The sequence below is a fragment of the Microbulbifer maximicatervae (SeqCode) genome (genome assembly GCF_052466985.1).
Genome location: NZ_CP174298.1, coordinates 4,184,320 through 4,209,180 on the forward strand (window position 1 = coordinate 4,184,320; position 24,861 = coordinate 4,209,180).

Consider the following 24,861-nt stretch of genomic DNA (forward strand, 5'->3'; position numbering starts at 1 on the left):
GCTTTTATTTTATTTATTGTTTAGCGGCGAGATTGACTGCCTTCGGCAATGCCCCCATTAACGCTTTGCCTTTTTTCTCCAGTGCCATACACAGCTGGATTCGCTCCTCGGCTTGGGCGAGGCTGCGCTGGTATCCGGGGGCTAAATCACCTTGCTGGGCAAAGAGTTGTTGCAGTTCGCCCAGGTGCTGTTTATCGCAGAAGGCAGCGGCAAGTGATGGGGTGCGGCGGCGGATCTGGGCCGGAATCTTATCTACTACCTTGTCAAAGTTCTGTTGCAGCCACTCCCAGTGCTGTTCCTGAACCCTGGGCTGGGCCAGGGCGTAATGGATCAGGCCAAATGATTCTCTCGGCCCCATTTCATCGCTGAGCGCTAATGCTTGAATGGTTTCCACTTGCTTGGGATTGTTGCTGGTACCGATGGCATTGGCACTGGCATTTTCAAAGCGGGGATCATCCAGCTCGGCGCGGACTTTGATCAGGTGTGCGAGGAAATCCTCCCCCGCATCCTGTACTGCCACACTCAGGGCTGCCTGGTATAGGTCAGAGCTTAACGCCTTCGCATCCCGTTCCTGTTTAAAGCCGGTAAAGGCGGTTGCCATTTCCTGTAACTGCTTGCGTGAGTCAGGATCTTCTGCAACTTGCGCCATAAAGGTTAGCAGGTCGCTGTGCAGCATCTGCTGGTCGCTATCACTGCTATTGGCGCTGCGATTTAGTATCGGCAGATACAAGTTCTGGGCAAAGTTCAGGAATGCAGAGCGCTGGGATTCACCCAGGTAGTTATCCCGGTACTTCTGCAGGTAGCGCAGTGGCATGGTGATCACCTGGCGCTTGTCCGCCACTGCGGATTTGCGCACTACTTCGAGGAGTGGTACTGCGGTGAGATTGCCGGCCTCGAAAGCTGAGAAGGCGCTGTCAATAATGGACAGCTGCTCAGTGGCAGAGAACTGGGCAAATTGTTTAATCAGTGCCTGCCACTGCGCCTTGGGAAGATTCCAGCGGTAGTAGCCGCTGCCCTGGGCATTGGGCATTACCCAATTTGGGCAGGCACCGCCGGTAATCTCCAGGGTCTCCCTTGGCTCGGTCAGGATCTGGCACTGCTGCACGCCGCTATCGGTGCTGAAGCAGAAGGGGATGCTCCATTTATCGCTGGCGTCGGCGATAGGGGAGCCGAGTGGCTTGTAACGGCTCTGCTGAACCACTAGCGAGGCCTTGCCGTCGCTATTGCAGTCCATGGAGATATCCAGTTGTGGAACCCCTTTTTGCTCGACAAAACTGCGGAAAGTCTCGGTCAGCTCCGGGGTGTTGGTTTCCTGGCCGATCACTTTGTAGAAGGGTGGTGAGTCGGCCACGCTGTCGGAGAAGGTTTCCAGGTAGCGCCCCAGTGCCGGGCGGAAGTTTTCCGCTCCGAAATAGGTGTCCACCATGTGGATAACGCCCAGGCTCTTCGAGTAAGTGATCGAATCGTAGGCGTTGCGAATATTGTTGTTGTCCGCGATGGGCTCACGAATGGCGCGGGTGCTGGCCAGAGAGTCCAGCTGCATGGCGCCGATCGCATAAGTCGCTGCGTTGAGGTCGTGCCCCTCTTCAGGTTCCATAATGGTGAGGGCCAGCGCCTCCCCCCAGGTAGCGAAACCTTCTTTCAGCCATAGGTCGTCCCACCAGGGAGGGGTGACCTGATTGCCAAACCACATATGGGCAATTTCGTGCGCATGAACTTCTACGAGAGCCAGGCGGGTGCCGGGAGCGGGGTTGTCGCCCACCAGAATACGCTGTTCGCGATAAGTAATTGCCGCAGACAACTCAGTAGCGCCACTGGGCCACTGGGGGGCGGCAATAATGTCCAGCTTCTTGAATGGGTAGGGGCGTTGCAGCTGGGTCTCGAAGGTCTCCACCATTTTGGGGGTGATATCGAGGATGTAGTTCATATCCTCACCGCGACCTTTACGGGCGAAGCCGCGCAGGGGTATGGGGTCTTTGCGGTACTTGCTCGGCGGTATGGCTGGGCGCTCAACTTGGTCAAAGGGGCCCACTGACAGGGACAGCAAATAGGTTGACATCGGTGGTGTGGTGGCGAAAGTGACTTTCTCCATGCCGTCACCTGCCGCTTCGCGCTTCAGCTCGGGCCCATTGCTAATCGCTGCGTAGCCTTCGGGTATTGTCAGGCTGACGGTAAAGGGCGCTTTCAGGCCTGGCTCGTCGAAACCGGGTAAATATTTGCGGGCCTGGATCGATTCGGATTTTGCCAGGGCATAGGCATCGCCCTGTTCCTCGACCTTAAAAAGCCCGGCCAGGTTGCGATCAAATGCAGCACTGTAGTCGATATGCAGTTTGAAAGTGCCCGCATCGATCTTCTCCGCAAACTCTACTGCGGCAACACCACTGTCCAGTACTTCCCGGTATTCGGCCGGAATCTGGCGGCCGTCATCGAGCTGTGCATAGACTTCGCGCACATCCAGGTTTTTGCCATGCAGCCAAATATGTCGGGCACCTTCCGCCAGCTGGATATCGATATCCACCTTGCCGGTGAAGGAGTCTTTGCGCGGGTCCAGCACCAGTTCCAGCTGGTAATCCAAGGGGGTAGTGCCCTCGGGCAGGCGCCCTTCGGGAGCCTTATCAAAATCGAGGCCTTTAGCCTCGACTTCCTGGGCAGTATTGGTTTTTGCTGGTTCCGATGCTTTTTCTGCGGGGTTACAACCTGCTACTGAGAGCAGGGCCGCAGTTAGCAGGGCGAGCGGGATGTTCTTTTTCATGGTAGGGGGAGCACTCAGCCAAAAGGCTGATTGTACCGCTTTGGAGAAAAATTACGCGATGTAAATAGTTGGGCTGAGGGGAAGGTGGGAGGAAACCCGGCAGTGGATGCCGGGTTTCTGTGGGGAGACCTACAGGTGCGGTACGGTCAGGCTAGAGACCTTGCTGCTGCTGTAGGGCACTGTGATGGTGTAATTGGTATTTTCCGGCTTCTGGTAGATATAACCCTGAGTATCGATGGCTAATACTACACGGTGGCCAACCGGGACATCGTAGCTGGTGGTGAAAAAGTCCACTTCGAACTTTTGTTTTTGCCCAGATTTGTCTGAATGCAGGGTAATGGGGGCGTGAGTTATCAGGCGCCCTAATCCCAGCGGACCCACATCGTAGAGGTGCACGTTGAGTTGCACTTCTTTTTTGCTGGGTTCCACCCACATTTCGAGTTTGGGTTCGCCGCGAATCTTCAGGGTTTCCCACTGAATCGGTGATTTGTACTCGATGGCGTAGTAGCCATTGATAGCGATCATGGGCGCGTAAACGGGGATACCGAAGCCTTCCAGTGCATCGGAAACCAGCGGGATACCGGTGCCTGCAAAGGTATCTGAGCCGCCGTGGAATTCGTTACTCCAGCTCCAACCGTCGTACTTGTCGCTCTCCATTTTTGCATTGTTAAACATGGTAAAGCGTGGCTGCAGGTACCAGGTGGTGCTTTCGTCCGTTACCGGGTAGTCCTCGAATTGCTCCAGCTCATTGCTGATGCGCACAGTCATATCCACCTTGGGTTCGGTGTCGATCCCGTTGTCTTCGCCCTTTAGGTAGTGGTCGAACCAGCGGAAACTGGTGGACCAGATATGGCCGTTGTTACCGGTAAGAGTTTCGGTAATCGCGTGGGTGCCGGGGTTTAGCATGAGTTTCTTGGGCCCTTCGAGCAGGGAATAGAAATCGGTCATGCTATTCGGCTTAAACAGGTAGTCGGCGAAATTGTTTGAGAGCAATACCGCTGTGCCGTTTTGATTGATTTCGTCCACGTAACTCATTGCGGAGCGCTCAGCACCGAAATTAATTACCTGTTCCATATTTTCGCCGTCGCGCAGGTTGCTCCATACCTGCTCGAGTTCGGCCTCTTTCTGGAAGGCCGTAGTAACAAGCAGCGTGCCCCATACCAGGTTGACGGTTTCATTGGGGTACAAAGCTTCTACTACATCTGCCCAACCGGATAGCGCAGCTACTGCATCGACGCGAGGGTGCTTGGCAGCACTCAATAGTGAAATTCCACCGCCGTAGGAAATTCCGGCCATACCCAGCTTGCCCACCGGGTAATTGGTTTCCAGCCAGTCGATCAGGACTCCCACATCGTTAAGGCTGTTATCCCCTGCGACGTCAACAAGTCCTCCTGAGTGCCCAAATCCCCGGGTGGAGTAGCTGAGCACCAGGTAGCCGTTTTCTGCCAGCTCTTTGGCCTGGAAGTGGTACTGGTGCTTCTCCAGCCCCCAGCTGTTGGTAAAAATAACGGTGGGGTAACCGTCTGCTGGAGCAGGCGTCTCCGGGATAAATAAGTTCGCATCCAGGACCGTACCGTCAAAAGAAGTAATATCCACGTCGGCGATATATTCCGGTGCCGACCAGGCATGAGCAGACATTAGGGCGCCGCCAAGCAGCGCCAGTAGTGGCTTGGTATTCATTAGTTTTCTCTCATCTGATGAAATCATTATTATTTTTTTGACCAGGATTCCCTCCTTGGTCGACCCCGTACTATAGGAGTTCATCCTAGTTTTGTACGTAAACAGGGCTAAATTTGAGACGTTTGTCTCGCTTCATGTCGCAATCTGCTGCAGAAAACTGTTTGTGAACAGCTATCTATTTTGTGTCTTCCCGGTCACACAAAAACAGGCGAAAAGCCGTTTTGTGATCAAATTGATCTTTTTTTGATCAGTGAAAACCGGTACTGTGTCGTCTTCGCTAATCAGCTAGGGAGGGCTTCAGCAACAATGACTCGGTGGCCCGAACTATGGTTTCTCGTTCAGTTGTTCTATTAGTACTTTGTTTCGGATTTATCGCTTCAGCCTACGCCGCGCCGCGTGGTTTGGGGGAGGTGACCTGGTATGAAGTCGACAGTGATAATTTTCGCGTGATTACCGATGGTGATCCCAACGCAGTCAAAAGTCTGGTAGCAGACCTGGAGCGCTATCGCGCAGTGGCCCTGGAGCTACTCGATGCAGATCCAAAAAGTGAACGATTAACTATTTATGCGGCCGCAGACCGGGACACCTATGCAAACCTGGTGGGTGTTGAGCTGGCGGATATGACCAACGGTTTGTTCGATACCTCTGCGGAGGGTAACTATGCCCTGGTAAACCTGGATGGTCGCAGCGTTGAGAGGCAGCTCAAAGCGCGCGAATTCCTGTTCCACGAATACACCCATTTTCTGAGCTATAACGGCAACACTACCCACTACCCCTATTGGTATAGCGAAGGGTTTGCTGAATTTATGGCAACCATGTCATTCCCTGAAAAAGGCACCTACGAAATTGGCTCCATTCCCAGCGAACGGGCCATGACCCTGATGTATACCGGGCTTATGCCGTTGGAAGACCTGTTGCGCGCGACGGTGTACAACACCGATGCGGACGAAAAGGCAGATGTCTATGCCGGAGGTTGGATTCTGTCTCACTGGTTGATGATGAAAAGCGGCAAGCAGGATAATTTCGATAATTTCGTCAAAGCCTATAACGATGGTGCCGACCCAGTACTTGCCCTGGAAGAAGCGCTTGGGATGTCGGTGAAAGAAATCGAAAAGGCCTATGTAGCCACTTATAAGGCGGATAGCTTTGAACATTTTAGTGGCGCTATCCCCGCGGACTTTAAAGAGGCCAGCCCTACGATTAAACGCCTCAGTAAAAGAGAGTCGGTGAGTATCCTGGCTGGATTTATCGCCCAGTCCGGTTACAACCTGCTGGCCTTGGATGAGTTGATTGAGTATGCCTACAGCACGGGTATTTACAGTACTGAGCTGGCTGCGATTAAAGCGAGTGCCGATCTGCGATTGGGTAATTTCCCCCAGGCTAGCCACCTTTTGGCCAGTGTCCCCACTAAGGATCGAGGCCAGCTCTGGTACTTGAGTGCCCATGCCTGGTTAACGGTTAATCAGCAGGCGGTGGCGCCCGGTAGTAAGCGGGACCTTCGCAGCCTGAAAATGGCGCGGGAAGAGTTCGACTTTCTGGTGAAGGAAGAACCGAAAAATGCATCTCACTGGTTTGGCCTGGCGATGGCTATGGAGATGCTGGATTACCCCCGAGAGGAATATCTGGAAAAGCTGGAGCAGGCTTACAAGCGTGCCCCCCGTGAGCTGCATATTGCCCAGTGGCTGGCAGAAGAGCTCTACCAAAAGAAAGATGCGGAGTATTTTGCCCGAGTGGCGAAGCCGCTGATGTTCGAGCTCCCAGACGAGGAGCAGAACAAAGAAATAAAAATGAGGTTGGCAGAGCTGAAGGGCAAACCCAAGTCATCATAGCAACCATAAGAGCGCTCACTGAATAAAAAAGGCTTGTCACTCTGTGTAAGAGACATCCGACATTCGCCAACGTATATTTGCCCGGCAATTGACTTTGCCGGGCTTTTTTTTAGGGGATAATTTCCCAGCAAACTGGTACGATTTCTGTAACAGCGGCAATTCCATATTGTGAAGCATAGCGTGCGCGTTAAGGGTAATGCTTCTCATAGAATAAGAAAGGGTGCACTGTGAGCAGAAAATGGTTTTTCGTTATATTTCCGCTATTTGTCTTAATATTGCTGCTTGCCGCATGCGAGAGTAATAGAGATCCTGTTGTAGAAAACTCAAAGGTTTTAACGGGATCTCCCCAACAACCGATACCAACGCCGCAGAATAAACAGCCCGCAAAGCCGCAGTTTGAAAATTATGTAGAGCAGGGAGATTTGCCAGCCCTGTTAGAGCGAGGTGTATTGCGCCTGTTGGCTCCAAGGGGCCCCCAGGAGAGCGCCTTACCACGAGAAGGACTACCTGCAATAGAGTGGCGAAAACTTGCGGAAAATTTTGCTCGTAGCCGGGGATTAAAGCCTCAGTGGGTTTACGTAGATAACTTTTCCGATTTAATTCCGGCGGTTATTGATGGACGTGGGGATCTAATCGCCACCAATTTTTCCCGCACCGAAGAACGCAAATTATCACTGGGTTTTACCCGCCCATTACAATATGTTGATGAGTTGCTAATTACTCATAAAGAGTTCGAGGTGGAAGAGGCTGTGCCCTTGCAAGTCGTGCTGCGGCGGGGCAGTGCATTTGCTGAAACCCTGGAGCAGCAAGTCGATAGGGAAAATTACAGGATCACTTACCTCGATAAGCCGGTTGCAACCAGCGAGCTTATCGCGGCTGTAGCAGCGGGTGAATACCCCGCAACAATTATTGATAGTAATTTGGCCGATGTACTTCTAACTGATTACCCTCAACTCACAGCCACCACAGAACTCGATTCCCGCAGGCCTATAGCCTGGGCTGTACGCAAAGGTGCTATCGCTTTGAGACGTGAGTTGAATGAGTTCTTAACCGCAGAATTGGTATTGGCCAGTCAGAACCGAGAGCAGCCACTGAGAGATTGGCAGGCAATAAAGGAGAGCGGAACTTTAAGGGTGCTTACTCGCAATCACCCCGCTTCCTACTTTATCTGGCGCGGTGAGTTGATGGGGTTTGATTACGATCTGCTAAGGAAGTTTGCCCGTGACCATAAATTACGCCTGAGCATGGTTGTGCCCGATAAAGATCAGGATTTGGTCGAGGCATTGAATGATGGAATGGGGGACGTGATTGCTGCATCCCTTACTGTTACCGAGGCCCGCCGCCAGCAGGGATTGGCATTTTCCAAGCCTTATATGACAGTTACGGAACAGGTAGTGGCCGCAAAATCAAAGGTGCCTGATAAAGAGCTACCCCTTCCCGAGAACCTGCTTTCTGGGCAAACAGTAGTGGTTAATCCCACCACGAGCTATCACGAGAGTCTGGTCAAAATAATGGAAAAGCAGCACGGGCAAGATATGGTGCCGCTACAGATCCATCGTCTAAAAAGTGCTACCAGTGAGTTTCTTATTGATGCAGTAGCCAGGGGTATTTTTCCCTATACCGTAGTTGACTCACACTTGGCCGCCATTGAGAGCACTTACCGGGATGACTTTACTGTAGTGGGGGAGTTGCCAGGGGAGCGAGATATCGCCTGGGCCGTTCGAACTGGCCAGCCGGTATTATTGGAACAACTGAATAATTTTCTGAACAAGCACAATCGGGACCTGTTCTTTAACGTTACTTACAATAAATATTTCAAGGAGCAAAAGCGTATCCTCCGACATCAAGGGCAGCGCCTGCGCAGCACTGATGAGCTATCGCCCTTTGATCCCATAGTAAAGAAATATACTGAGGCTACCGATCGGGATTGGCGTATGGTGGTTGCGCAGATGTACCAGGAGAGTCAATTTAACCCCCAAGCGCGCTCCTTTGCAGGTGCTCAGGGCTTGATGCAGGTATTACCTCGGACTGCACGACAGATGGGAGTTAAAAATTTGTATGATCCTGAAAACGGGATCCGCGCAGGTGTATCTTATCTGGGGTGGTTGGATAAACGTTTTCCTGAAAATATACCCCTAGAGCAGAAGATCTATTTTACCCTGGCTGCATATAATGCGGGTCACGGCCATGTCAGGGACGCCAGGACGTTAGCCCGACGACTGAAGTGGGACCCTAACCAGTGGTTTGGCCATGTTGAAGAGGCCATGTTGCTGTTGTCCCAGCCTGAATACTATCGCGATAGCCGTTTTGGTTATGTGCGCGGCAGGGAGCCAGTTAATTATGTGCGTGAGATACGGGATAGATATATTGGATACTTATCTACTCGGCAGAGTGGTAGTGGCATTTGATTATTGATGTGGACTATAAAGAACGAAGAAAGCAGGCAAATACTATGCCGTGTTTGCCTGCCGATCTTAGAGGGATTAATACTAATTATTATTCATTAAAGAGGAAAATTCTGGGTGTGTAACGATTTTGTTTATAAGGTCAGATACTGCGGGCTGGAAGGCTTGTGCTACTTGTTGACAAGCTTTATCTGCAACCCAGTTTGTTGAAAAAGGATATATCGACTCTACCTGATATCCATTATGAGACGAAGAGGAAATAGTAGCTGAAAGCTTCCATTTTCCAGCACCTATGTTGGAGTTAAAATCCAATTCAGAGATTTCACCTCGAATAGAAACTTCCGAGCTTTCATCATAAGCCTCAGCCATCTTTAGCTCATTGATAAATGCATTATGGATATAAGACTCGAATGTTTGGTCATTTTGATTTTTAATGGGTCCTGCAGCTCGGCAGCCAATAGAAGAGCGCTCTTTGCCTGAAACAGATGAAAATTTATCAACAGAAACTCTGTTCTCACCAGCTGCCTTGATAGCATTTACATTTTCTGGAGTGGCTCCATAGTTGGTAGTTACATAGCCACAGCCGATCATATAAAGGGTTGAGAAAACTACAGAGAATAGCTTAATTAGCTTCATTGAAACCTCTTCTTTTGTATGTTTTTTAATCGTGTGCGATATTGTTCGTCGAATATTTTACTATATTTTTATAATTAATAGAGAATTTTGTTGTGTATGGGTCTACTCTTCAGTCTTTCAATCTTACTTGTACTAAAGAAGCGAGAGTTTCTTGCGGCCCCACTTTTTTTGCTCCACCTAATATGTAAAGGGTATTACCGATAACTACTGCTCCGTGACCGTGTCGTGCCTGGGGCAAATGACCCTGATTGTTCCAATCATCTGTGACTGGATCGTAAATCCAAATATTGTTAAATGCAGTACCGGTCTTCCAGTTGCCATTGGGGCCAAATGCCTCACCGCCGGCAACTATTAATTTATTATTTAATGGGGTTGCTGTGAGCCCGGCAGCAGCCTGGGGTAGGGGGCGGATCTTTTCCCATTTATCCAGGCTGGGGTCATAAACTTCGGCATAAGTTAGATTCCTGGCCTTGCTACTATTGTCGCTAACCTGGCGGCCACCAACAACATATATTCTGTTATTTAAGTTTGCCCCACCTGCGGAGGTTCGCTTGATACTGGCTGGCGCTGCTTGCTCCCAATGATCCCCTCTTGTAAGCACATAATGAGAATTGGTATCTCTATTTTTAGACTGTTCGTCGGGGGCCCTACCGCCAATGACATGGATGTTCTCCCCAATGTTGGTGTAAATAGATTCAGCCAAGGGCCGGGGGAGAGGGCTGGTTTCTATCCAATGCTTATATTCGCTGGAAAGTTTATAAACGGTATTTCGGGCTTGCCAAGCGCTATCAGAATCGCCAAAAAATCCACCTATGCCATATAGGCTGTTGGAATTGCTGGCCATGCCAAGGTGATGTCTTGACTCAGGTAAATTGGGCCCTGGCCTCCAGTTTTGTTCCCGCGGAGAAAAGATATGTGTTTGTTTAGTTGGAGAGAGACCGAAGAAAACTGCAGTATCCGATGGGATAAATCCCCCTGCTACATAGATCTCGCCAGAAAAGACTGCGGGGTAAATCTCCTGTAAAGGCATTTCCAGGCTGGGAAGACTTGATATAGATAGACTGGAAATAGCCTCTTTAGCGGTTAGATTGACTCCACCAAAAGTAAGGGAAGCTAAGCTGGAATATTTAATAAAGGATCTTCTGGATAGCGTCATAGTAACAAACACTCTCACACTGACTGATAAAGAATACCTATTAATTATAATTTTTTACCTAAAAATAGGCTAAAAGGGTCATTTTTATAGTGACTGAAAGGGTCGCAATCGTCAAATCCATAACGGCGATAGAGAGCGATTGCGGGAGCAAAAGCTTCAGCGCGGCCTGTCTCCAGCTTTATCTCTTTATATTTACGCTGCTTTGCCTCCTCCAATATTCTTTCTATCAAGGCGCGGGCAACGCCTTTGCGCAGGAACAGAGGATGAGTTTTCATGGATTTTATTTCACCCAAATTAGGGTCGATCTCTTTTAGTGCACCACATCCGGCCAAAACTCCATCAATTCTTGCCCCCCAAAAGGTAATCATGGCGTCATTTAACTCATCAGGATTTAGTGCGTGAACGCTCCCAGGTGGGGAATGTCGGTACATTTCCCGTAGATGAGCTTCAAGAAGATTGTTAATGGAACCGTCGGACAGGTCGTCTAATTGTACTGATATATACATCTTTATTTGATTGTCTTTCTTTTTAAAACAATGGTTTAAATAGGAACGCCCGTTAAACTTTTAGGCTTTGAAATGTCACTGTAGCAAGATTTTTAGAGAAGGATAAGTATAATTTGGCTGGTGCAATAGATATGCTTTATTAGGGGGCATAGAGATAAAATATATATTTTTTGCACCGTTTTATTACGCGTAATACCCAGCCAAAAGCCTGGTAAGGGAAACTAAGGGCTGGATATTGCCCTTAGTTCAACATTAATAGCTAGTTTAAAGAAGATTTAGAGTAATCGCTTCCCGATATTGATACAGCGTTCACCGGAGTAGCGATTATTTTTTAGTGCTTTTACCAATATGGGCTTAAGTTGTGGTTTTTCTTTTAGTGACTTAGTAATCTCATTTACATTTTCTCTAGAGCACATTAGCGGTAAGGCGTAAGCATAAGCAGTAAGCAATTCCTGAGATTCATCTTCATTGACCTGAGCCAGTGAATCAAAAATCGGTTGACCGTGGATGTTAAATAGCTCTATTTGCTCTGGTGCAAAAAGGGACTCTGTAATTTTTCGAATTTCGCTTAACTTGAATTTGTCTCGATTAGATATAAGGTTAGCTACCCACTTTGATTTGTTTTCGGGTTGGGGGCGAATAACTTCAGCAGATAGTGCGTTGAGTTTAGATCTGTCGGAGTTATCTTTTTCCAATTCTCTTGTGATTGCCTGCTCATAATCTGAGAACAGATAACGATTCTGCAACTTGATAAGTTTCCAGCGCATATCAGGATCGAGTTCCAGTCCTTTAATGGCAAACTCTCCCATTAATAGGTCTCTAGCATGACTTAATGCTGGAGTGGAGTGGGCGATATTGGTAAAAACACCAAACCAGACTTTTTGTTGATCACTACCTTCAGCCGCCTCTAGTAGTTGACCCCAGACAAAGCTCTCAACGGTCTGAGTAAGTTCGTTACGGCGCTTTGTGCTTAGGGGGATTTGAGTCAGAAAATCGTAAGTGAATTCAATATATCTGGCATTCAAACGAATAATATTGATGTCCTTTTCGTCGGCGCCATTATTCACTATAAAACTAATATACTCATCCAGAGGGAGCTTTGCGTCATAGGTGCTATCAAATAGACTTTGCCAGAACATTAGTCGTGCAAACGGTTCTTCAATATCATTGATATGCTGAGCCATATTCTTGATGGTAACTTCATCCAGATTTACCTTCACATAGGCCCAATCTTCTTCATTGGGGTATAGCCCCTCTGGGCAGGGTAGCCCCACGGCTTCTTTTACTTCGGTTCTGGCACCACTATAAAGCACTGGAAGGGTTGCAACCCGTTTCATACTTCCAGCTTTCATTTGGTAAAACCCCAGCTGTGTGCGCTGTTCCCTTAATATCGGATATTCCTCTGGTGTTGTTTGCTGAATTACCAGATGATTGATTTGGTCATCATCGCACTGGAAGCTGGCTTCAATTGTGTTGAGGCCGGCCTGGTAAAGCCACTGTTGCTGCCAGGAATTAAGATCTTTATCCGCAGCTTTGCCCAGGTGGTTGATAAAGTCATTGAGGGTTGAATTGTCATAAGACAAAGCCTTTAAGTAATTACTGACGCCTTTGCGAAATTCTTCTTTGCCCAAATAGTAGGGCAATTGCTTGAGTATTGAGCCGCCTTTGCCATAAGTAATTCCATCAAAATTGGCAAAGGCTTCGTCAGTATTGTTGACTGGTAGTTGAATAGCGTGGGTAGTGGGGCGTTGATCAGTGTGGTAAGCCCATTGCTTGGCGCCTAAATAATAGTTCTCCCAAGCGGTAGTGAATTCGCTATTTTCGGCTAGAGCCAGATTGGCCATGTAAGTGGCAAAACTCTCATTGAGCCAAAGGTCATCCCACCAATTCATGGTGACCAAATTACCAAACCATTGATGGGCCAGCTCATGGGCAATAACATTGGCGAGGCGCATCCGCTGGGCTTGGGTCTTTTTTCCTCGGGATATGTAAGAATCGTTAAATGTTACAGCCCCAACATTTTCCATAGCGCCCGCGTTAAAATCAGGTACTAGTATTTGATCATATTTTTTAAATGGATAATCAATTTCAAAGTAGGGCTGAAAGAACTCAAAGGATTGTTTGGTGAAGGTAAACCAGTCTTCTGTTTTTACGTAATTTGCCAGGCTCTGTCTTGCCATTAAGCGAAGGGGGATATCTCCTACCTTGTCTTCCCAGATGTGGTAAGGACCTGCATGTAAAGAAAATATGTAAGATGAAAATTTCTTGGTTTGTGGAAAAAACCAGTGGTTTGACTTTCTTTTCTCTTCTACTCTCTCCTCTCTTTCCGCGCTAACTACTACCCAGTCTTTTGGAGCTTTTACATCCAGGGTGTAACGTGCTTTCAAATTGGGTTGGTCAAAATGTGGGAATAGGCGATTGGCATCATAAGGTTCAAAGTCCGTATATAAATAGACCTTTTCGTCTTTGGGGTCTTTAAAGCGATGTAATCCTGAGCCATTGTTAGAGTACGGGTGTTGATAATTCACCGTAATCGTGTGGGATTTTTCTGGTAGATTTTGATAATCAATAGAAATAAAGTAGTTGTTGTACTCAAATGGAACAGATCTTCCATCGACCTGGATTGAATCAACCGCACCACCGGAAAAATCGATAGTGAGCGGCTGTTCAAGTATTTTTCTAAAATTGATATCTGCGTGCACAATTCCGGAGAAGTTCTTAGCTTGACTATCCAGATTGATGCTCAGCCGATAGTCCACTTCAGCAATTTGCTGACGACGAATGTCAGCATAAGATTCTGAAAGTCCTGGGGCTGTGGTTCTAATAGGAGATGAAATTTTCTTTGCTGGTGAGCTTATTTCTTGCTTAGTAGTTCTTTGCTCACAGGAACTTAATAAAATACCACATAGAATCGCTATAACCACTTTGTACTTTAGTAATACATTTGTAAGGCGAATATATTTGTTCATGGCGCTATTTTTAATATAGAGTTATTGAATTACTATTTGCGATTTACTTTGTATCATTAAAGATAGCTAGGCGGCGATATAAATTTTCCGTATCAGTAGGGGGAATCTTTTATACAGAGTGAGAAGGAATAGGTTCTGGCTACTGGCCGTTTGCGATCTCAGTAATTGATTCCGCTAATGCGTTGATAACTCCGTCAATCTCCTCTGCCTGTGCTATAAATGGTACGCCGATTTGCAATGTGTCGCCGCCGTAGCGAATATAAAAGCCTTTTTCCCACATCTTCATAGCAATTAAGTAAGGCCTGAGTAATGGCTCATCCGGAGCTGGTTCGATTGTTAGGCCTGCGGCAAGTCCACAATTACGAATATCTTCTATTAACGGTAATCCATTGAGTTGATGGATATGGTCTTCCAGGATATGGGCAAGCTCCGCAGATCGCTCAAATAAATTTTCTTTCTTTAAAATATCCAGTGTCGCCAATGCCGCTGCGCAGGCTAGTGGGTGCCCAGAGTAGGTATAGCCGTGGGGAAGCTCCAGTTGGTATTGAGGTCCTCCATTTTCCATGAATATCTCGTAGATATCTTGACGCACAGCCACAGCGCCCATGGGAACAGCGCCATTTGTAAGCTGTTTGGCTGTATTGAGCATATCCGGGGTCACTCCAAAAAACTCTGCTCCGGTGGCTTTCCCCATGCGTCCGAAAGCGGTAATGACTTCATCAAATATCAACAATATGTCGTATTGAGTACATATTTCCCTAAGGCGATGGAGATAGCCTTTTGGTGGGGGCAATACTCCCGCAGACCCCGCTACGGGCTCGACAATAACAGCGGCAATGTTTTCAGAACCGTGCAGTTTGATAAGTTCCAGCAACTCGTCTGCCAGGAAACTTCCCTGTTCAGGCTGTCCTTTAGCAAAGCGGTTGTGGGGTAAAAGGGTGTGGCGAAGGTGGTCAGAATCTAAAGATGAGCCAAAGATTGCTCGATTAGCACTAATACCGCCCACACTAAGACCGCCAAAATTAACTCCGTGATAGCCTTTCACGCGTCCGATGAATTTTGTTTTCCCTGGAGCACCCATCTTCTGCCAGTAGGCTCTAGCTATTTTTAGAGAGGTTTCTGCGGATTCAGAGCCGGAGTTTGTAAAGAAAATACGATTGAGCCCCATGGGCATCATCTGGCTGACACGCTCCGCTAGTTGGAAGGCTCCCGGGTGGCCATATTGGAAAGCGGGGGCGTAATCCAGAAGGGCTGCTTGCCGGGTAATGGAGTCAATAATCTCCGGACGGTTGTGTCCGGCACCACAGGTCCACAAGCCAGAGAGACCATCGAAAATGGGGCGGCCATCAGCACTACGGTAATAGCAGCCGCTGGCTGAGGTAATAATACGGGGATCTCTTTTGAATTGGCGATTCCCGGTAAAAGGCATCCAGTAAGCATCGAGCTGCGATTTACTAAGTCCCGCTGATTTGTCGTTCATTTTTATTTTCCGACATTTGGCCTTATCGCATTAATTTTGGACCAACTTTTCTACTTTATAAATTGATTCTCACTAACTTTAGTTTCATAAGTGGGATTTATTAATAGAGTATTGAAGTATTGCCTATGGCAGGGGTTGAGTGCCGGGGGAGGGTTTGCCGGAATGGCCTAAAGGAGAGAGGGAGATGAGAGGAGAAAGAGAACCGGGGGCATTAGCCCCCGGTAATATTGCTGATTAAACAGCAGTGGCGATTCTGTCCACATAGGGGGCGAGCTCTGGTTTGTTCTCCAGAATCTCCTGCCGGGACAGACCGTCGATCTCGTGGGGGAATACCAACCACTCTTCGGTCTTGTGGATAAAGTAATCCGGCTCGCGCTTGGCCTTGTTGTTCTTCGGCTTGTAGTAAGGGGTCGCGATACGAATCTCCGGCGTGTTCTTCTTACAGGCAGCGCGCAGGTCTTCGATAGTTTGCTCAATACTCAGGCCAGAGTCGTGCACATCGTCCACGATCAACAGGGAGTCGTGGGACTCCAGGCGCTTGATCAGGTAGTTCAGGCCATGCACGCGCACTTTCTTATCGCGCTCACCGATACCGAGATAGGAGGAAGTGCGGATAGCGATATGGTCTGCATCCACTCCCATCACGTGCAGCAGCTCTTGTACAGCGATGCCCACAGGAGCGCCACCGCGCCAAACACCGACAATATAGTTTGGGCGAAAGCCGTCCTTATAGATTTGCTCGGCGAGAGCATAAGAGTCTATCAGGAGCTGCTGTGCGCTAATAAAGTGCTTTTTCATCAATGTACCCCTCAGAAAAAGGCAAACTTGGCAACAAAGAGTGCCGCTAACACGTAGACACTGATGCTGACGTCTTTGCTACGTCCGCTCAGCGTTTTAATAACTGCGTAGGAAATAAAGCCCAGGGCGATTCCGTGCGCGATCGAGAACGATAAAGGCATCATCACTGCGGCGATTACTGCCGGTGCGGCCTCGGTAATGTCATCCCAATCAATAGATGACATACCGGAAGTCATCAGGACGCCAACATACAGCAGAGCACCTGCGGTTGCATAGGCCGGAATCATACCGATTAGGGGCGAGAAGAAGGTCGCCAACAGGAATAGCCCGGCGCAAACCACAGCGGTCAGGCCTGTGCGACCACCGGCGGTAATTCCCGCGGTACTCTCTACATAACAGGTAGTAGTGGAGGAGCCCAACACAGAACCAACGACAGATGCGGAGCTGTCGGCCATCAGGGCCTTGCCCATTCCAGGCAACTTGCCATCTTTATCCAGCAGTTTGGCGCGATCAGAAACGCTTAACAGGGTGCCTGCGGTGTCGAACAGGTCGACAAACAGGAAGGCAAAGATCACGCTGATCATGCCTACTTCGAAGGCGCCAGCGATATCCAGCTCCAGGTAAGTCGGTGCCAGGCTGGGAGGCGCGGATATCAGACCGGTGAACTCTACCTTACCAATTGCCAGGGCGATGACGGTTACCGCAAGGATACCGATCATCACTGAGCCCAGCATACGGCGATAGGACAGGGCCACAATAATAAAGAAGCCCAGTGCTGCCAGGATCGCCTCAATTGACTTGAGGTCGCCCAGGGTTACCAGCGTTGCGGGGCTGGCCACAACGATACCGGCACTCTTCAGGGCAATGATCGCCAGGAACAGGCCAATACCCGCTGCTAGGGATTGTCGCAAGGAGAGAGGAATACTATCGATAATCCACTCTCGCAGCTTGAAGATACTGAGCAGCAGGAAGATTACCCCTGATATAAACACCGCCCCCAGGGCTACTTGCCAGCTGTAGCCCATTTCACCGACGACAACGTAGGCGAAGAAGGCATTGAGGCCCATACCTGGCGCCAATGCGATGGGGTAGTTGGCGTAGAGCCCCATAATCAGGCAGCCAATAGCGGCTGCAAGGCAGGTCGCCATAAACACAGCGCCCTTATCCATACCCGCTGCAGCCAGGATATTGGGGTTCACAAAGATGATGTAGGCCATCGTCAGGAATGTGGTAACGCCGGCAATCACTTCCCGGCGAACATTCGTCTGGCGCTCTGAGAGCTTGAACAACTTCTCCAGGAATGAGGCATTGCCTCCCACCTGCGGGATGTCGGACCCTGGGGTCGCCGATGTTTGGATATCAGTGGGTTTCATATCAGAAGTGGTACTTTACTAGCAGGTTAACGTTGCGCTCGTTGGAATCGACACCATAAGTGCCATCTTTGATTCCGAACTTGTCGTTCCAGTGTACGTACTCAATACCCGCGTACAGGGTCTTGGGTTCACCCCAGGTGGCGCCGGCATCCCATTTCAGCTGGGAGGTAAAGTTAGTGCTCGGATGTGAATCTTCAGAAGCACTGGTCCAATCGATAAATCCGTCGTAGACAAAGCTGGCATCACCCAGGGTAAAAGGCATGGCCCAAACCAGGGTCAGCTGCTCGTTGCTGGCCTTGTCATCGTTATCGCGGTGGTAAACATTCGCCTGTACAAAGGAGAAACCGGGAACCGCGAGATCAAAGCCCACACCTGTCAGGTAATTGGTGAAGTGGGGGCCTGTGGCCGTCAGGTGATCCGGGTCATCCATATTGCCTATCTCCACAGTTGTGGCGACAAGCACATCGGTAACCGGTCCGAAAGCCAGCTCACTGCCGCTGAGCTTGCCTAAGCTCAGGCGGGGAGAGATCTCACTATACAGCTCATTGGAGCCATCTTCCGAGTCCAGGTAGTCGGCAAAAATAAAGAGGTCACCCCAGCTGTGGCCACTGGCGTGCTCGAAAGTTACTACGGATCTTTCAGAGTCATCCGTGTTGAGGCTGTAGTTAACCTCGTAATCGCGGCCGTAAAGGAGGCTCAGGCTGTTGTCACTCCAGGTCATCTCAGCTTGGGCAGCTACGGACAACAGGCTAGAGGCCAGCAGTAGCAGGGGCTTGGTTGGTTTCATTCTATTACCTCTGTTACAGCGACAGGCGAATTTCGCACTGGCGGCCGATGAGAAAATCGGCAGTTGGTTAAAAAATAGTCGCGGAATGTACCAGAACTTAACCCCTGTTTTCCAGTGTTTTTTCTCGGGATTTACGCTTTTTTCCGAGCTTTTTAAGTAACTCTGCACCAAAAAAACACGCTTGGGGAAAACGAGATACTCATTTGTTGGTTAGCGATGGGTTGGTGTAGCAAAAAAGTATTGCTTGATTGGTTTGATAGTAGGGAATCGCTATATTGCAGGGGCAAATTAGGTAAATAGTCCAGAAAGTCGGCATCTGCTCCCCAGTGGTGCTTGCACAGGCAACATGAATACTTTTGGTGCTTTTAGGGGGCGCGATAGATGTTGTTTAACTGAAGTCATCCGCTTGGTAGCAGAACAAGGATGGTTGAAATGTATCTTCTGAGCGCCTTCCTTATATAGGCAGGCATCGGCCTCAGGTCGATGGTTATAGTTGGGAAAAGTAAATCGACTTTTAACCTGTATAAAAATTATTTGGCTGTTTGGTTTTTTTTGCTAGTTCGTAGGAAATTGGCCCAGAAAGGAATCTGGATGGATTGCAGTAGCGGGGGGCGACTTTAGGGGGGCGCAGGTAATGCCTACCGAGCCCCGTATTATCTGGTGGTGATTGGTTACACTTTGCAGCTTTTGAGACCTGGGGCGAGTATTGTTATCGCCCCAATATGCCTTTTCCGATTCGAGTTTGGAGTCAGGCTACCTGCTGTTCTGTACCTGACTGGTGCGCCAGGTATTCCTCGTAAGTGCCTTGAAAATCGATCAGTGCTTGGTCTTTGATTTCAATAACTCGGGTTGCCAGGGATGAGACAAACTGACGATCGTGACTCACAAAAATAAGTGTGCCCTCATATTTCTCCAGTGCCTTGTTTAGGGCTTCGATGGCTTCCATGTCCAAGTGGTTGGTTGGCTCATCCATGATGAGCACATTGGTGTCCATCATCATTAGCTTGCCAAACAGCAGGCGATTTTTCTCGCCGCCAGAGCAGACCTTTGCCTTTTTATTGGCATCATCTGCGGTAAATAATAGTCGGCCCAGAATACCTCGCACGGCCAGGTCATCGTGCTTGGGGGTGCGCCACTGGGACATCCACTCAAATATTGTCAAGTCACCATCAAAATCTGTACTGCTGTCTTGCGGGCAGTAGCCGATAGCGGCATTTTCTGACCACTTGACGACTCCGCTGTTTGCTTGGATCTCATTGACAAGACAGCGCAGGAAGGTTGTTTTACCAACGCCGTTCTCACCGATAATTGCCAGGCGCGCACCGGCTTCCAGCAGCATTTCGCCACCTTGAAATAGCGTTTCACTGTCAAAACCATGGGTAAGCCCCTCAAGAGTCAGCGCCTGGCGGTGCAATTTTTTACACTGGTTAAACGTAATATAAGGGCTGATCCGACTGGAGGGTTTGATTTCGTCCAGCTTGATTTTTTCCATCTTCTTCGCGCGGGAGCTGGCTTGCTTGGCTTTGGATGCATTGGCAGAAAAGCGGTTCACAAAGCTCTGTAGCTCGTCCAGTTCGGCACTTTTCTTGGCATTCTCTGCGTGAAGTTGTTCTTGTATTAGCGTGGAGGCCGCAACAAAGTCCTCATAATTGCCGGGGAAAACCCGCAATTCACCATAATCTATGTCGGCCATATGGGTGCAGACAGAGTTCAGGAAGTGGCGATCGTGGGAAATGATGACCATGGTGCTTTTGCGTTGATTCAGTACATCTGCCAACCACTTGATGGTGTGGATGTCCAGGTTATTGGTCGGCTCATCCAACAATAAAATATCCGGGTCGGCAAATAGCGCTTGGGCGAGTAATACACGCAATTTCCAGCCGGGAGCTACCTGTTTCATCAGGCCAAAATGCAGGGATTCGTCGATGCCAGCTTCAAGCAGGATTTCTCCCGCACGGCTCTCTGCACTATAGCCATCCAGCTCAGCAAATTGGACTTCAAGCTCGGCTACGCGCATGCCGTCTTCTTCGCTCATTTCCGGTAGCGAGTATATACGGTCACGTTCCTGTTTAATTTCCCACAGGCGGACATCTCCCATGATGACCGCATCGACGACGGTGTACTCTTCAAATGCAAACTGGTCTTGGCTCAAAGTACCCAAGGTGCATCCAGGCTCAATGGATACGTTGCCGGCCGAGGGCGCCAAGGCACCACTCAAGATCTTCATAAAGGTTGACTTTCCACATCCATTGGCCCCGATAAGGCCATATCGGTTGCCATTGCCGAACTTTACAGAAATGTTTTCAAACAGTGGTTGGGCACCAAACTGCATGGTGATATTCGCGGTGGAGATCAAGAGCGTATTCCTGAGGATTACAAATGGGCTCTGGTAAGCCAGTTTCGCCAAAATAGGAGGCGTGATGTGGGGGCCGCACTATAAGGATTTGGCGCTGAAGTGTCGAGGAGTACGTTCAATAACTAAGCAGTTTCTCCACGGGTTCGATATTAGAGATTGAAATATATATGTTAAAGTATACTCCTAGGCTAGGAGGATATTCCATTTCGGGGTGGGGTGCGATGATATGCATCTGTATACTCCCTGAGTTCGGGCTCTTTAGCTAAAGCTATGGGCCCTAATATTAGGAATATTCCCGGTATAAGTTGCCAGCGCGTAAAGCGGCCACTTTTATTTAAATAATTAACGGGATCACTTGATCTTATTTGTATCCTTTGGGTGGCTCCGACGGCAAAGTAAATGTTAAGGCTGTCAGGGGGGGGAGGGTTGAAGGGCTAATGACTAGCAGATGTCAGTCAATCAATTTTTGATCTCTATGAGGAGCTAGCAAAGGATGGAGGCTATATGAAATCGAATTGTTTGCACCTTGCGATTCCGGCAGGGGACCTGGAAACCGCCAAGAAATTCTATTGCGATGTCTTAGGCTGCAAGACCGGCAACAGTGAAGAAGGTCGCTGGGTAGATATCGACTTTTGGGGTAACGAACTCACCCTGCACCAGAGTGATGAGAAGCTCCCCAATGTTCGCCACAAGGTGGATATGGGAGAAGTGGCTGTTCCTCATTTTGGCATTCACCTGCCGGAAGATGAGTTTCAGGCACTAAAAGGCCGTATCGAAGCTGCCGGGCTGGAATACCTGGACAAGCCTTACCGTCGCTTTGTCGGCAATGAATATGAACAGGAAACCTTTTTTATCGAAGATCCAAATGGCAACGTTCTGGAAATGAAAACGATGGTTAATCCTGAACTGATGTTCAAGTAATCGTCTGGGCCCTGCAGATAGTTGAATCTGCAGGGCTGGGTTTCTCCGGCTATTCCTAGCCCTCCCTTATCCTTGCTAAGAATGCGATGCCTTAATCTGGGGTTGAGTTCTGATTGCCTGAATAATACCTCCGATAACTATCAGTAAGCTGCCGGCATAAGTATTCCAGGTTGGGAGTGTGTTATAGACCAACCAATCCAATATGCCGGAGAAAATCAGGCTTGTATATAAATAGGGAGATAAGCTGGCAGGTCTGTTTACCCGACGATAGGCTTTAGTGCGTAAGGATTGATTGCTGATTGTCGACAGGCTAAAAGCAATAATCACAATCACAAAACTTACCGAGTCCGATAGAGATACCGCGACTTTTGTAAGCTCCCCAAGATTTCCTTCAATCAATAAAATAGCAAGCATATAGAGGCTGGATAGGCCGAACATCTTGGTGGTTGAAGATGTCGTATTTTGCTTCTTTGAAGAGTGGTGCATTACAAACTGTGAACAAGCTCCAAAGAAGCCCGATAGCAGGCCCACTATCATATAGCTATCAAAGCCAGCAGTTGGCTTCAATATAAAAGCAACGCCGATAAAGCTGATTATACAGGCTGCTAATGTCTTCTTTTTTATCGGATCCTTTTTGGCAAACCGGGTAATAAAAGGGAGAAATAAACCTGACGTTGAAAATAGAAGGGCGGCGACAAGTAGAGAGCCTTTGGACAAATAATAAAACAGGCAATACTGAGCGAGACAAGTGAATAACGCCCTTGCACCATCAATCATGTCTATTCGATGAGTTACAGGGTTTTCATCGAAAACAACGAGGCAAATCCAGGTTAGGAGTAAAAATGGGGCAAAGAAACGAATAAAGACCACCAGGGATAAGGAGCTAAAAGTAGTTAGTTCTTTACCAAATAGCCCGGTTAGCGACATACAGCTGGCCGCCAGAATTGCGGTAATGACACTTAGGGCAAATTCTCTATTGGAAATGCGGGTATTCATGATTTACTAGCACCTTCACTAGCAATAATCTCATCGACAGTTTTTACACTGCCTATCTTTGCGAGGAAGTTCAGGCTATTCTGTTTATTGTTTTCCGTGTCAGATTCACAGGCATTTGAGGCAATGAATACTGAAAAGTCTCTATCGTGAGCTTCCCTGGCCGTCAGTTCGACTGTATTTTGTGTTGATACCCCACAGAGAATAATCCTTTCTATATTGTGGCTAGTAATAAGTACTGGGAGTTCGGTCCCATAGAAGCCACTGACACGCCTCTTATAAATAGATATATCGCTATCAGTAATATTGAGTTCATCAACAAAAGCAGTGCCCCAGCTTTTCTGACGGAGGGCGCCTATATCTTTGATATAGCTGAAGAGAGGAGAGTTAGAGGAAGCTTCCCTGTAGTCGGTGGAAAAAGCGACCCTGATATGGCAAATAAGATGACGTCGTGCTCTTCCCCACGTAAGGAGTTTATTGGTGTTCTCAATAACTCTATTCTTATAGACTCTTGGGGCCGCTGCTGATATTTTTCCCATTGGATGACAAATATCGTTGATAAAATCGAGGGTAATGATTGCAGTCTTCATGACCAGAGTCTATTGAGGCGAGTATTGGCTTAGTTTAGTAATGATTAAGGAAGCCTTCGATAAAGGATTTTATGATCTATATAGAGATTACGATTTCTTTGTCATAAATTGCTTTGCCCTTTTTTTTATTGCTGTCACTTCACTCTTCTCAAGCTTATCCAAAAGGCTGAACATCATTGTCATTCTATGATTGCCCTCTAGCATTTTTCTTTTTTCAATTAAGAAATTCCAGTAGAGGCTGTTAAATGGGCAGGCCTTCTCTCCAGTTCGTTGTTTGACGTCATAAATACAGTCGCTGCAATAGTTGCTCATTTTGTTGATATAGGAGCCACTACTAATATAGGGCTTTGTTGCAACCAATCCACCATCGGCGAACTGGCTCATTCCCCGGGTGTTAGGCATTTCAACCCACTGAATAGCATCTATGTAAATACCGAGATACCAACTTTCCACCTGGCCAGGGTCAGTTTGTGTTAATAGCGCAAAATTACCGGTAATCATAAGCCTTTGGATATGGTGAGCATAGGCATTTTCCAAACTATTCCTGATGGTGTTGTGAAGGCAGTTCATGGACGTTTTGGCATCCCAGAAAAAATCTGGCAAATTATTTTTATTCTTCAACTTATTCTGATGCTCATAACTGGGCATAGACATCCAGTAGACACCGCGCATATATTCTCGCCAGCCCAATATTTGGCGTACAAAACCTTCAATCTGGTTAAGTCCTATTGAAATTTTTCCATCTTCCCAAGATTTTATCGCTGTATCGATAACCTCTTTTGGAGATATGAGTTTACTATTTAGGGAGAAGCTAATTCGGCTGTGATAAAGAAAGGCTTCATCTGGATCCATTGCGTCCTGAAAATCGCCAAAATGAGCAAGTAGATTTTTACAAAAATGACGAAGTAGTTTTATAGAATCCTCCCTGCTGGTTGGCCATATAAAATTCTCTGGATCAATCTCTCCAATACTCTTAACTCCAGACTTTTTTATACGGGATAAAGTTGAAGTGACATTACTTGTTATTTTTCCCTGCTTGGGTTTGCCCAGCTTTCCATTCCATTTATTTCTATTGCTTTGGTCGAAATTCCACTTTCCTCCTTCAGGTTTTCCATTGTTCATCAGAATGTCATGCTTCTTCCGCATATAGTGGTAGAAGCTTTCCATAAGTAGTGATTTTTTCCCCTGGAAGAAGTCTGCCAGCTCTTTTCGGGTGGTCAAAAAGTGCTCAGTGTCGTAGGCTTGAAACTCTATTGATAGTCTCTTCTCTAGTTGTAATAGTTGCTGATCTAGTCGGTACTCATCGGGAAGTTGGTACTCAAATTTTTCAATTTTGTGTTTTCTAATAATATCTTCGATATTTTTTGTAAGGTTTTGTTTGTTGTTTTTATCGTCTATTCGATAGTAGATGACATTGCAGCCCCTATTTTTAAGCCACTCTGAGAAAATCTGCATAGCTTCAAAAAAGGCAACGATTTTTTGGATGTGGTGAACAACGTAATCGGTCTCTTGGCGCATTTCAGCCATAAAGTAAATCTTATCCTCCTGGTTACCTCTAAACCAGGAGTGTTTTTGGTTCAATTGATCTCCTAATAGCAAGCGCAGCGTTTTCACATCTCACTTCCTTTAT

The 24,861-nt window shown here is 47.9% G+C and carries 17 protein-coding genes; 3 read left to right on the plus strand and 14 right to left on the minus strand.

Annotated features, from left to right (window positions below; all coding sequences use genetic code 11):
• Window positions 1-13: 13 nt before the first annotated feature.
• The gene (locus ACJJI3_RS18560) at window positions 14-2,752 is read right to left on the minus strand and encodes a M1 family metallopeptidase (protein WP_444940525.1); all 2,739 of its coding nucleotides are present in this window, start codon (window positions 2,750-2,752) and stop codon (window positions 14-16) included.
• A gap of 129 nt (window positions 2,753-2,881) precedes the next feature.
• Entirely contained in the window at window positions 2,882-4,432 is a 1,551-nt protein-coding gene (locus ACJJI3_RS18565; protein ID WP_444940526.1) for a CocE/NonD family hydrolase, read from the minus strand.
• A gap of 326 nt (window positions 4,433-4,758) precedes the next feature.
• Between ACJJI3_RS18565 and ACJJI3_RS18570 the strand changes: the two genes are divergently transcribed.
• Window positions 4,759-6,261: a hypothetical protein gene (locus tag ACJJI3_RS18570; RefSeq protein WP_444940527.1), complete on the plus strand. Its 1,503-nt coding sequence runs from the start codon at window positions 4,759-4,761 to the stop codon at window positions 6,259-6,261.
• 227 nt (window positions 6,262-6,488) lie between these two features.
• On the plus strand, window positions 6,489-8,669 hold the full coding sequence (locus tag ACJJI3_RS18575) for an MltF family protein (RefSeq protein WP_444940528.1): 2,181 nt from the start codon (window positions 6,489-6,491) through the stop codon (window positions 8,667-8,669).
• An 81-nt stretch (window positions 8,670-8,750) separates the two neighbouring features.
• Here the strand turns inward: ACJJI3_RS18575 and ACJJI3_RS18580 are convergent, their stop codons facing one another.
• The 9 genes from ACJJI3_RS18580 to ACJJI3_RS18620 all read right to left on the minus strand — a co-directional run bounded on the left by ACJJI3_RS18580 (window position 8,751) and on the right by ACJJI3_RS18620 (window position 20,727).
• Entirely contained in the window at window positions 8,751-9,302 is a 552-nt protein-coding gene (locus tag ACJJI3_RS18580) for a hypothetical protein (protein ID WP_413663628.1), read from the minus strand.
• Between the two features lie 109 nt (window positions 9,303-9,411).
• Window positions 9,412-10,458, minus strand: a complete 1,047-nt coding sequence (locus ACJJI3_RS18585) for a Kelch repeat-containing protein (RefSeq protein WP_444940529.1) — start codon at window positions 10,456-10,458, stop codon at window positions 9,412-9,414.
• A 44-nt stretch (window positions 10,459-10,502) separates the two neighbouring features.
• Window positions 10,503-10,964 (minus strand): GNAT family N-acetyltransferase, encoded by a 462-nt coding sequence (locus ACJJI3_RS18590; protein ID WP_444940530.1) that lies wholly within the window; start codon window positions 10,962-10,964, stop codon window positions 10,503-10,505.
• A 275-nt stretch (window positions 10,965-11,239) separates the two neighbouring features.
• Entirely contained in the window at window positions 11,240-13,933 is a 2,694-nt protein-coding gene (pepN, locus tag ACJJI3_RS18595; protein WP_444940531.1) for an aminopeptidase N, read from the minus strand.
• Between the two features lie 139 nt (window positions 13,934-14,072).
• Window positions 14,073-15,413, minus strand: coding sequence for an omega-aminotransferase AptA (aptA, locus tag ACJJI3_RS18600; protein ID WP_444940532.1), 1,341 nt, complete (start codon window positions 15,411-15,413; stop codon window positions 14,073-14,075).
• 234 nt (window positions 15,414-15,647) lie between these two features.
• Window positions 15,648-16,211 carry a phosphoribosyltransferase gene (locus tag ACJJI3_RS18605; RefSeq protein WP_413663623.1) on the minus strand — a complete coding sequence of 188 codons (564 nt, stop codon included), beginning with the start codon at window positions 16,209-16,211 and terminating at the stop codon, window positions 15,648-15,650.
• Between the two features lie 11 nt (window positions 16,212-16,222).
• A complete protein-coding gene (locus ACJJI3_RS18610; protein WP_444895840.1) occupies window positions 16,223-17,584 on the minus strand; it encodes an NCS2 family permease in 1,362 nt (453 codons plus the stop codon).
• Window position 17,585: 1 nt separating this feature from the next.
• A complete protein-coding gene (locus ACJJI3_RS18615) occupies window positions 17,586-18,371 on the minus strand; it encodes an outer membrane protein OmpK (RefSeq protein WP_444934390.1) in 786 nt (261 codons plus the stop codon).
• Between the two features lie 748 nt (window positions 18,372-19,119).
• Window positions 19,120-20,727 carry an ABC-F family ATPase gene (locus tag ACJJI3_RS18620; RefSeq protein WP_444940533.1) on the minus strand — a complete coding sequence of 536 codons (1,608 nt, stop codon included), beginning with the start codon at window positions 20,725-20,727 and terminating at the stop codon, window positions 19,120-19,122.
• Between the two features lie 504 nt (window positions 20,728-21,231).
• Between ACJJI3_RS18620 and ACJJI3_RS18625 the strand changes: the two genes are divergently transcribed.
• Window positions 21,232-21,648 carry a VOC family protein gene (locus ACJJI3_RS18625; RefSeq protein ID WP_444940534.1) on the plus strand — a complete coding sequence of 139 codons (417 nt, stop codon included), beginning with the start codon at window positions 21,232-21,234 and terminating at the stop codon, window positions 21,646-21,648.
• A 75-nt stretch (window positions 21,649-21,723) separates the two neighbouring features.
• Here ACJJI3_RS18625 and ACJJI3_RS18630 read toward each other — a convergent pair whose 3' ends face one another.
• From ACJJI3_RS18630 to ACJJI3_RS18640, 3 genes are all read right to left on the minus strand, one after another.
• Window positions 21,724-22,644 carry a DMT family transporter gene (locus ACJJI3_RS18630; protein WP_444940535.1) on the minus strand — a complete coding sequence of 307 codons (921 nt, stop codon included), beginning with the start codon at window positions 22,642-22,644 and terminating at the stop codon, window positions 21,724-21,726.
• On the minus strand, window positions 22,641-23,231 hold the full coding sequence (locus ACJJI3_RS18635) for a cysteine hydrolase family protein (protein ID WP_444940536.1): 591 nt from the start codon (window positions 23,229-23,231) through the stop codon (window positions 22,641-22,643). Before ACJJI3_RS18635 ends, ACJJI3_RS18630 begins: the two co-directional genes overlap by 4 nt.
• A gap of 87 nt (window positions 23,232-23,318) precedes the next feature.
• On the minus strand, window positions 23,319-24,845 hold the full coding sequence (locus tag ACJJI3_RS18640; RefSeq protein ID WP_444940537.1) for a cryptochrome/photolyase family protein: 1,527 nt from the start codon (window positions 24,843-24,845) through the stop codon (window positions 23,319-23,321).
• Between the last annotated feature and the right edge of the window lie 16 nt (window positions 24,846-24,861).

What these genes read in the sequence shown, in the direction of transcription:
- ACJJI3_RS18630 (WP_444940535.1), bottom strand. Translation starts at nt 22,644, where the DNA reads ATGAATACCCGCATTTCCAATAGAGAATTTGCCCTAAGTGTCATTACC.
- pepN (WP_444940531.1), bottom strand. Translation starts at nt 13,933, where the DNA reads ATGAACAAATATATTCGCCTTACAAATGTATTACTAAAGTACAAAGTG.
- aptA (WP_444940532.1), bottom strand. Translation starts at nt 15,413, where the DNA reads ATGAACGACAAATCAGCGGGACTTAGTAAATCGCAGCTCGATGCTTAC.
- ACJJI3_RS18625 (WP_444940534.1), top strand. Translation starts at nt 21,232, where the DNA reads ATGAAATCGAATTGTTTGCACCTTGCGATTCCGGCAGGGGACCTGGAA.
- ACJJI3_RS18580 (WP_413663628.1), bottom strand. Translation starts at nt 9,302, where the DNA reads ATGAAGCTAATTAAGCTATTCTCTGTAGTTTTCTCAACCCTTTATATG.
- ACJJI3_RS18635 (WP_444940536.1), bottom strand. Translation starts at nt 23,231, where the DNA reads ATGAAGACTGCAATCATTACCCTCGATTTTATCAACGATATTTGTCAT.
- ACJJI3_RS18605 (WP_413663623.1), bottom strand. Translation starts at nt 16,211, where the DNA reads ATGAAAAAGCACTTTATTAGCGCACAGCAGCTCCTGATAGACTCTTAT.
- ACJJI3_RS18585 (WP_444940529.1), bottom strand. Translation starts at nt 10,458, where the DNA reads ATGACGCTATCCAGAAGATCCTTTATTAAATATTCCAGCTTAGCTTCC.
- ACJJI3_RS18565 (WP_444940526.1), bottom strand. Translation starts at nt 4,432, where the DNA reads ATGAATACCAAGCCACTACTGGCGCTGCTTGGCGGCGCCCTAATGTCT.
- ACJJI3_RS18610 (WP_444895840.1), bottom strand. Translation starts at nt 17,584, where the DNA reads ATGAAACCCACTGATATCCAAACATCGGCGACCCCAGGGTCCGACATC.
- ACJJI3_RS18570 (WP_444940527.1), top strand. Translation starts at nt 4,759, where the DNA reads ATGGTTTCTCGTTCAGTTGTTCTATTAGTACTTTGTTTCGGATTTATC.
- ACJJI3_RS18590 (WP_444940530.1), bottom strand. Translation starts at nt 10,964, where the DNA reads ATGTATATATCAGTACAATTAGACGACCTGTCCGACGGTTCCATTAAC.
- ACJJI3_RS18560 (WP_444940525.1), bottom strand. Translation starts at nt 2,752, where the DNA reads ATGAAAAAGAACATCCCGCTCGCCCTGCTAACTGCGGCCCTGCTCTCA.
- ACJJI3_RS18615 (WP_444934390.1), bottom strand. Translation starts at nt 18,371, where the DNA reads ATGAAACCAACCAAGCCCCTGCTACTGCTGGCCTCTAGCCTGTTGTCC.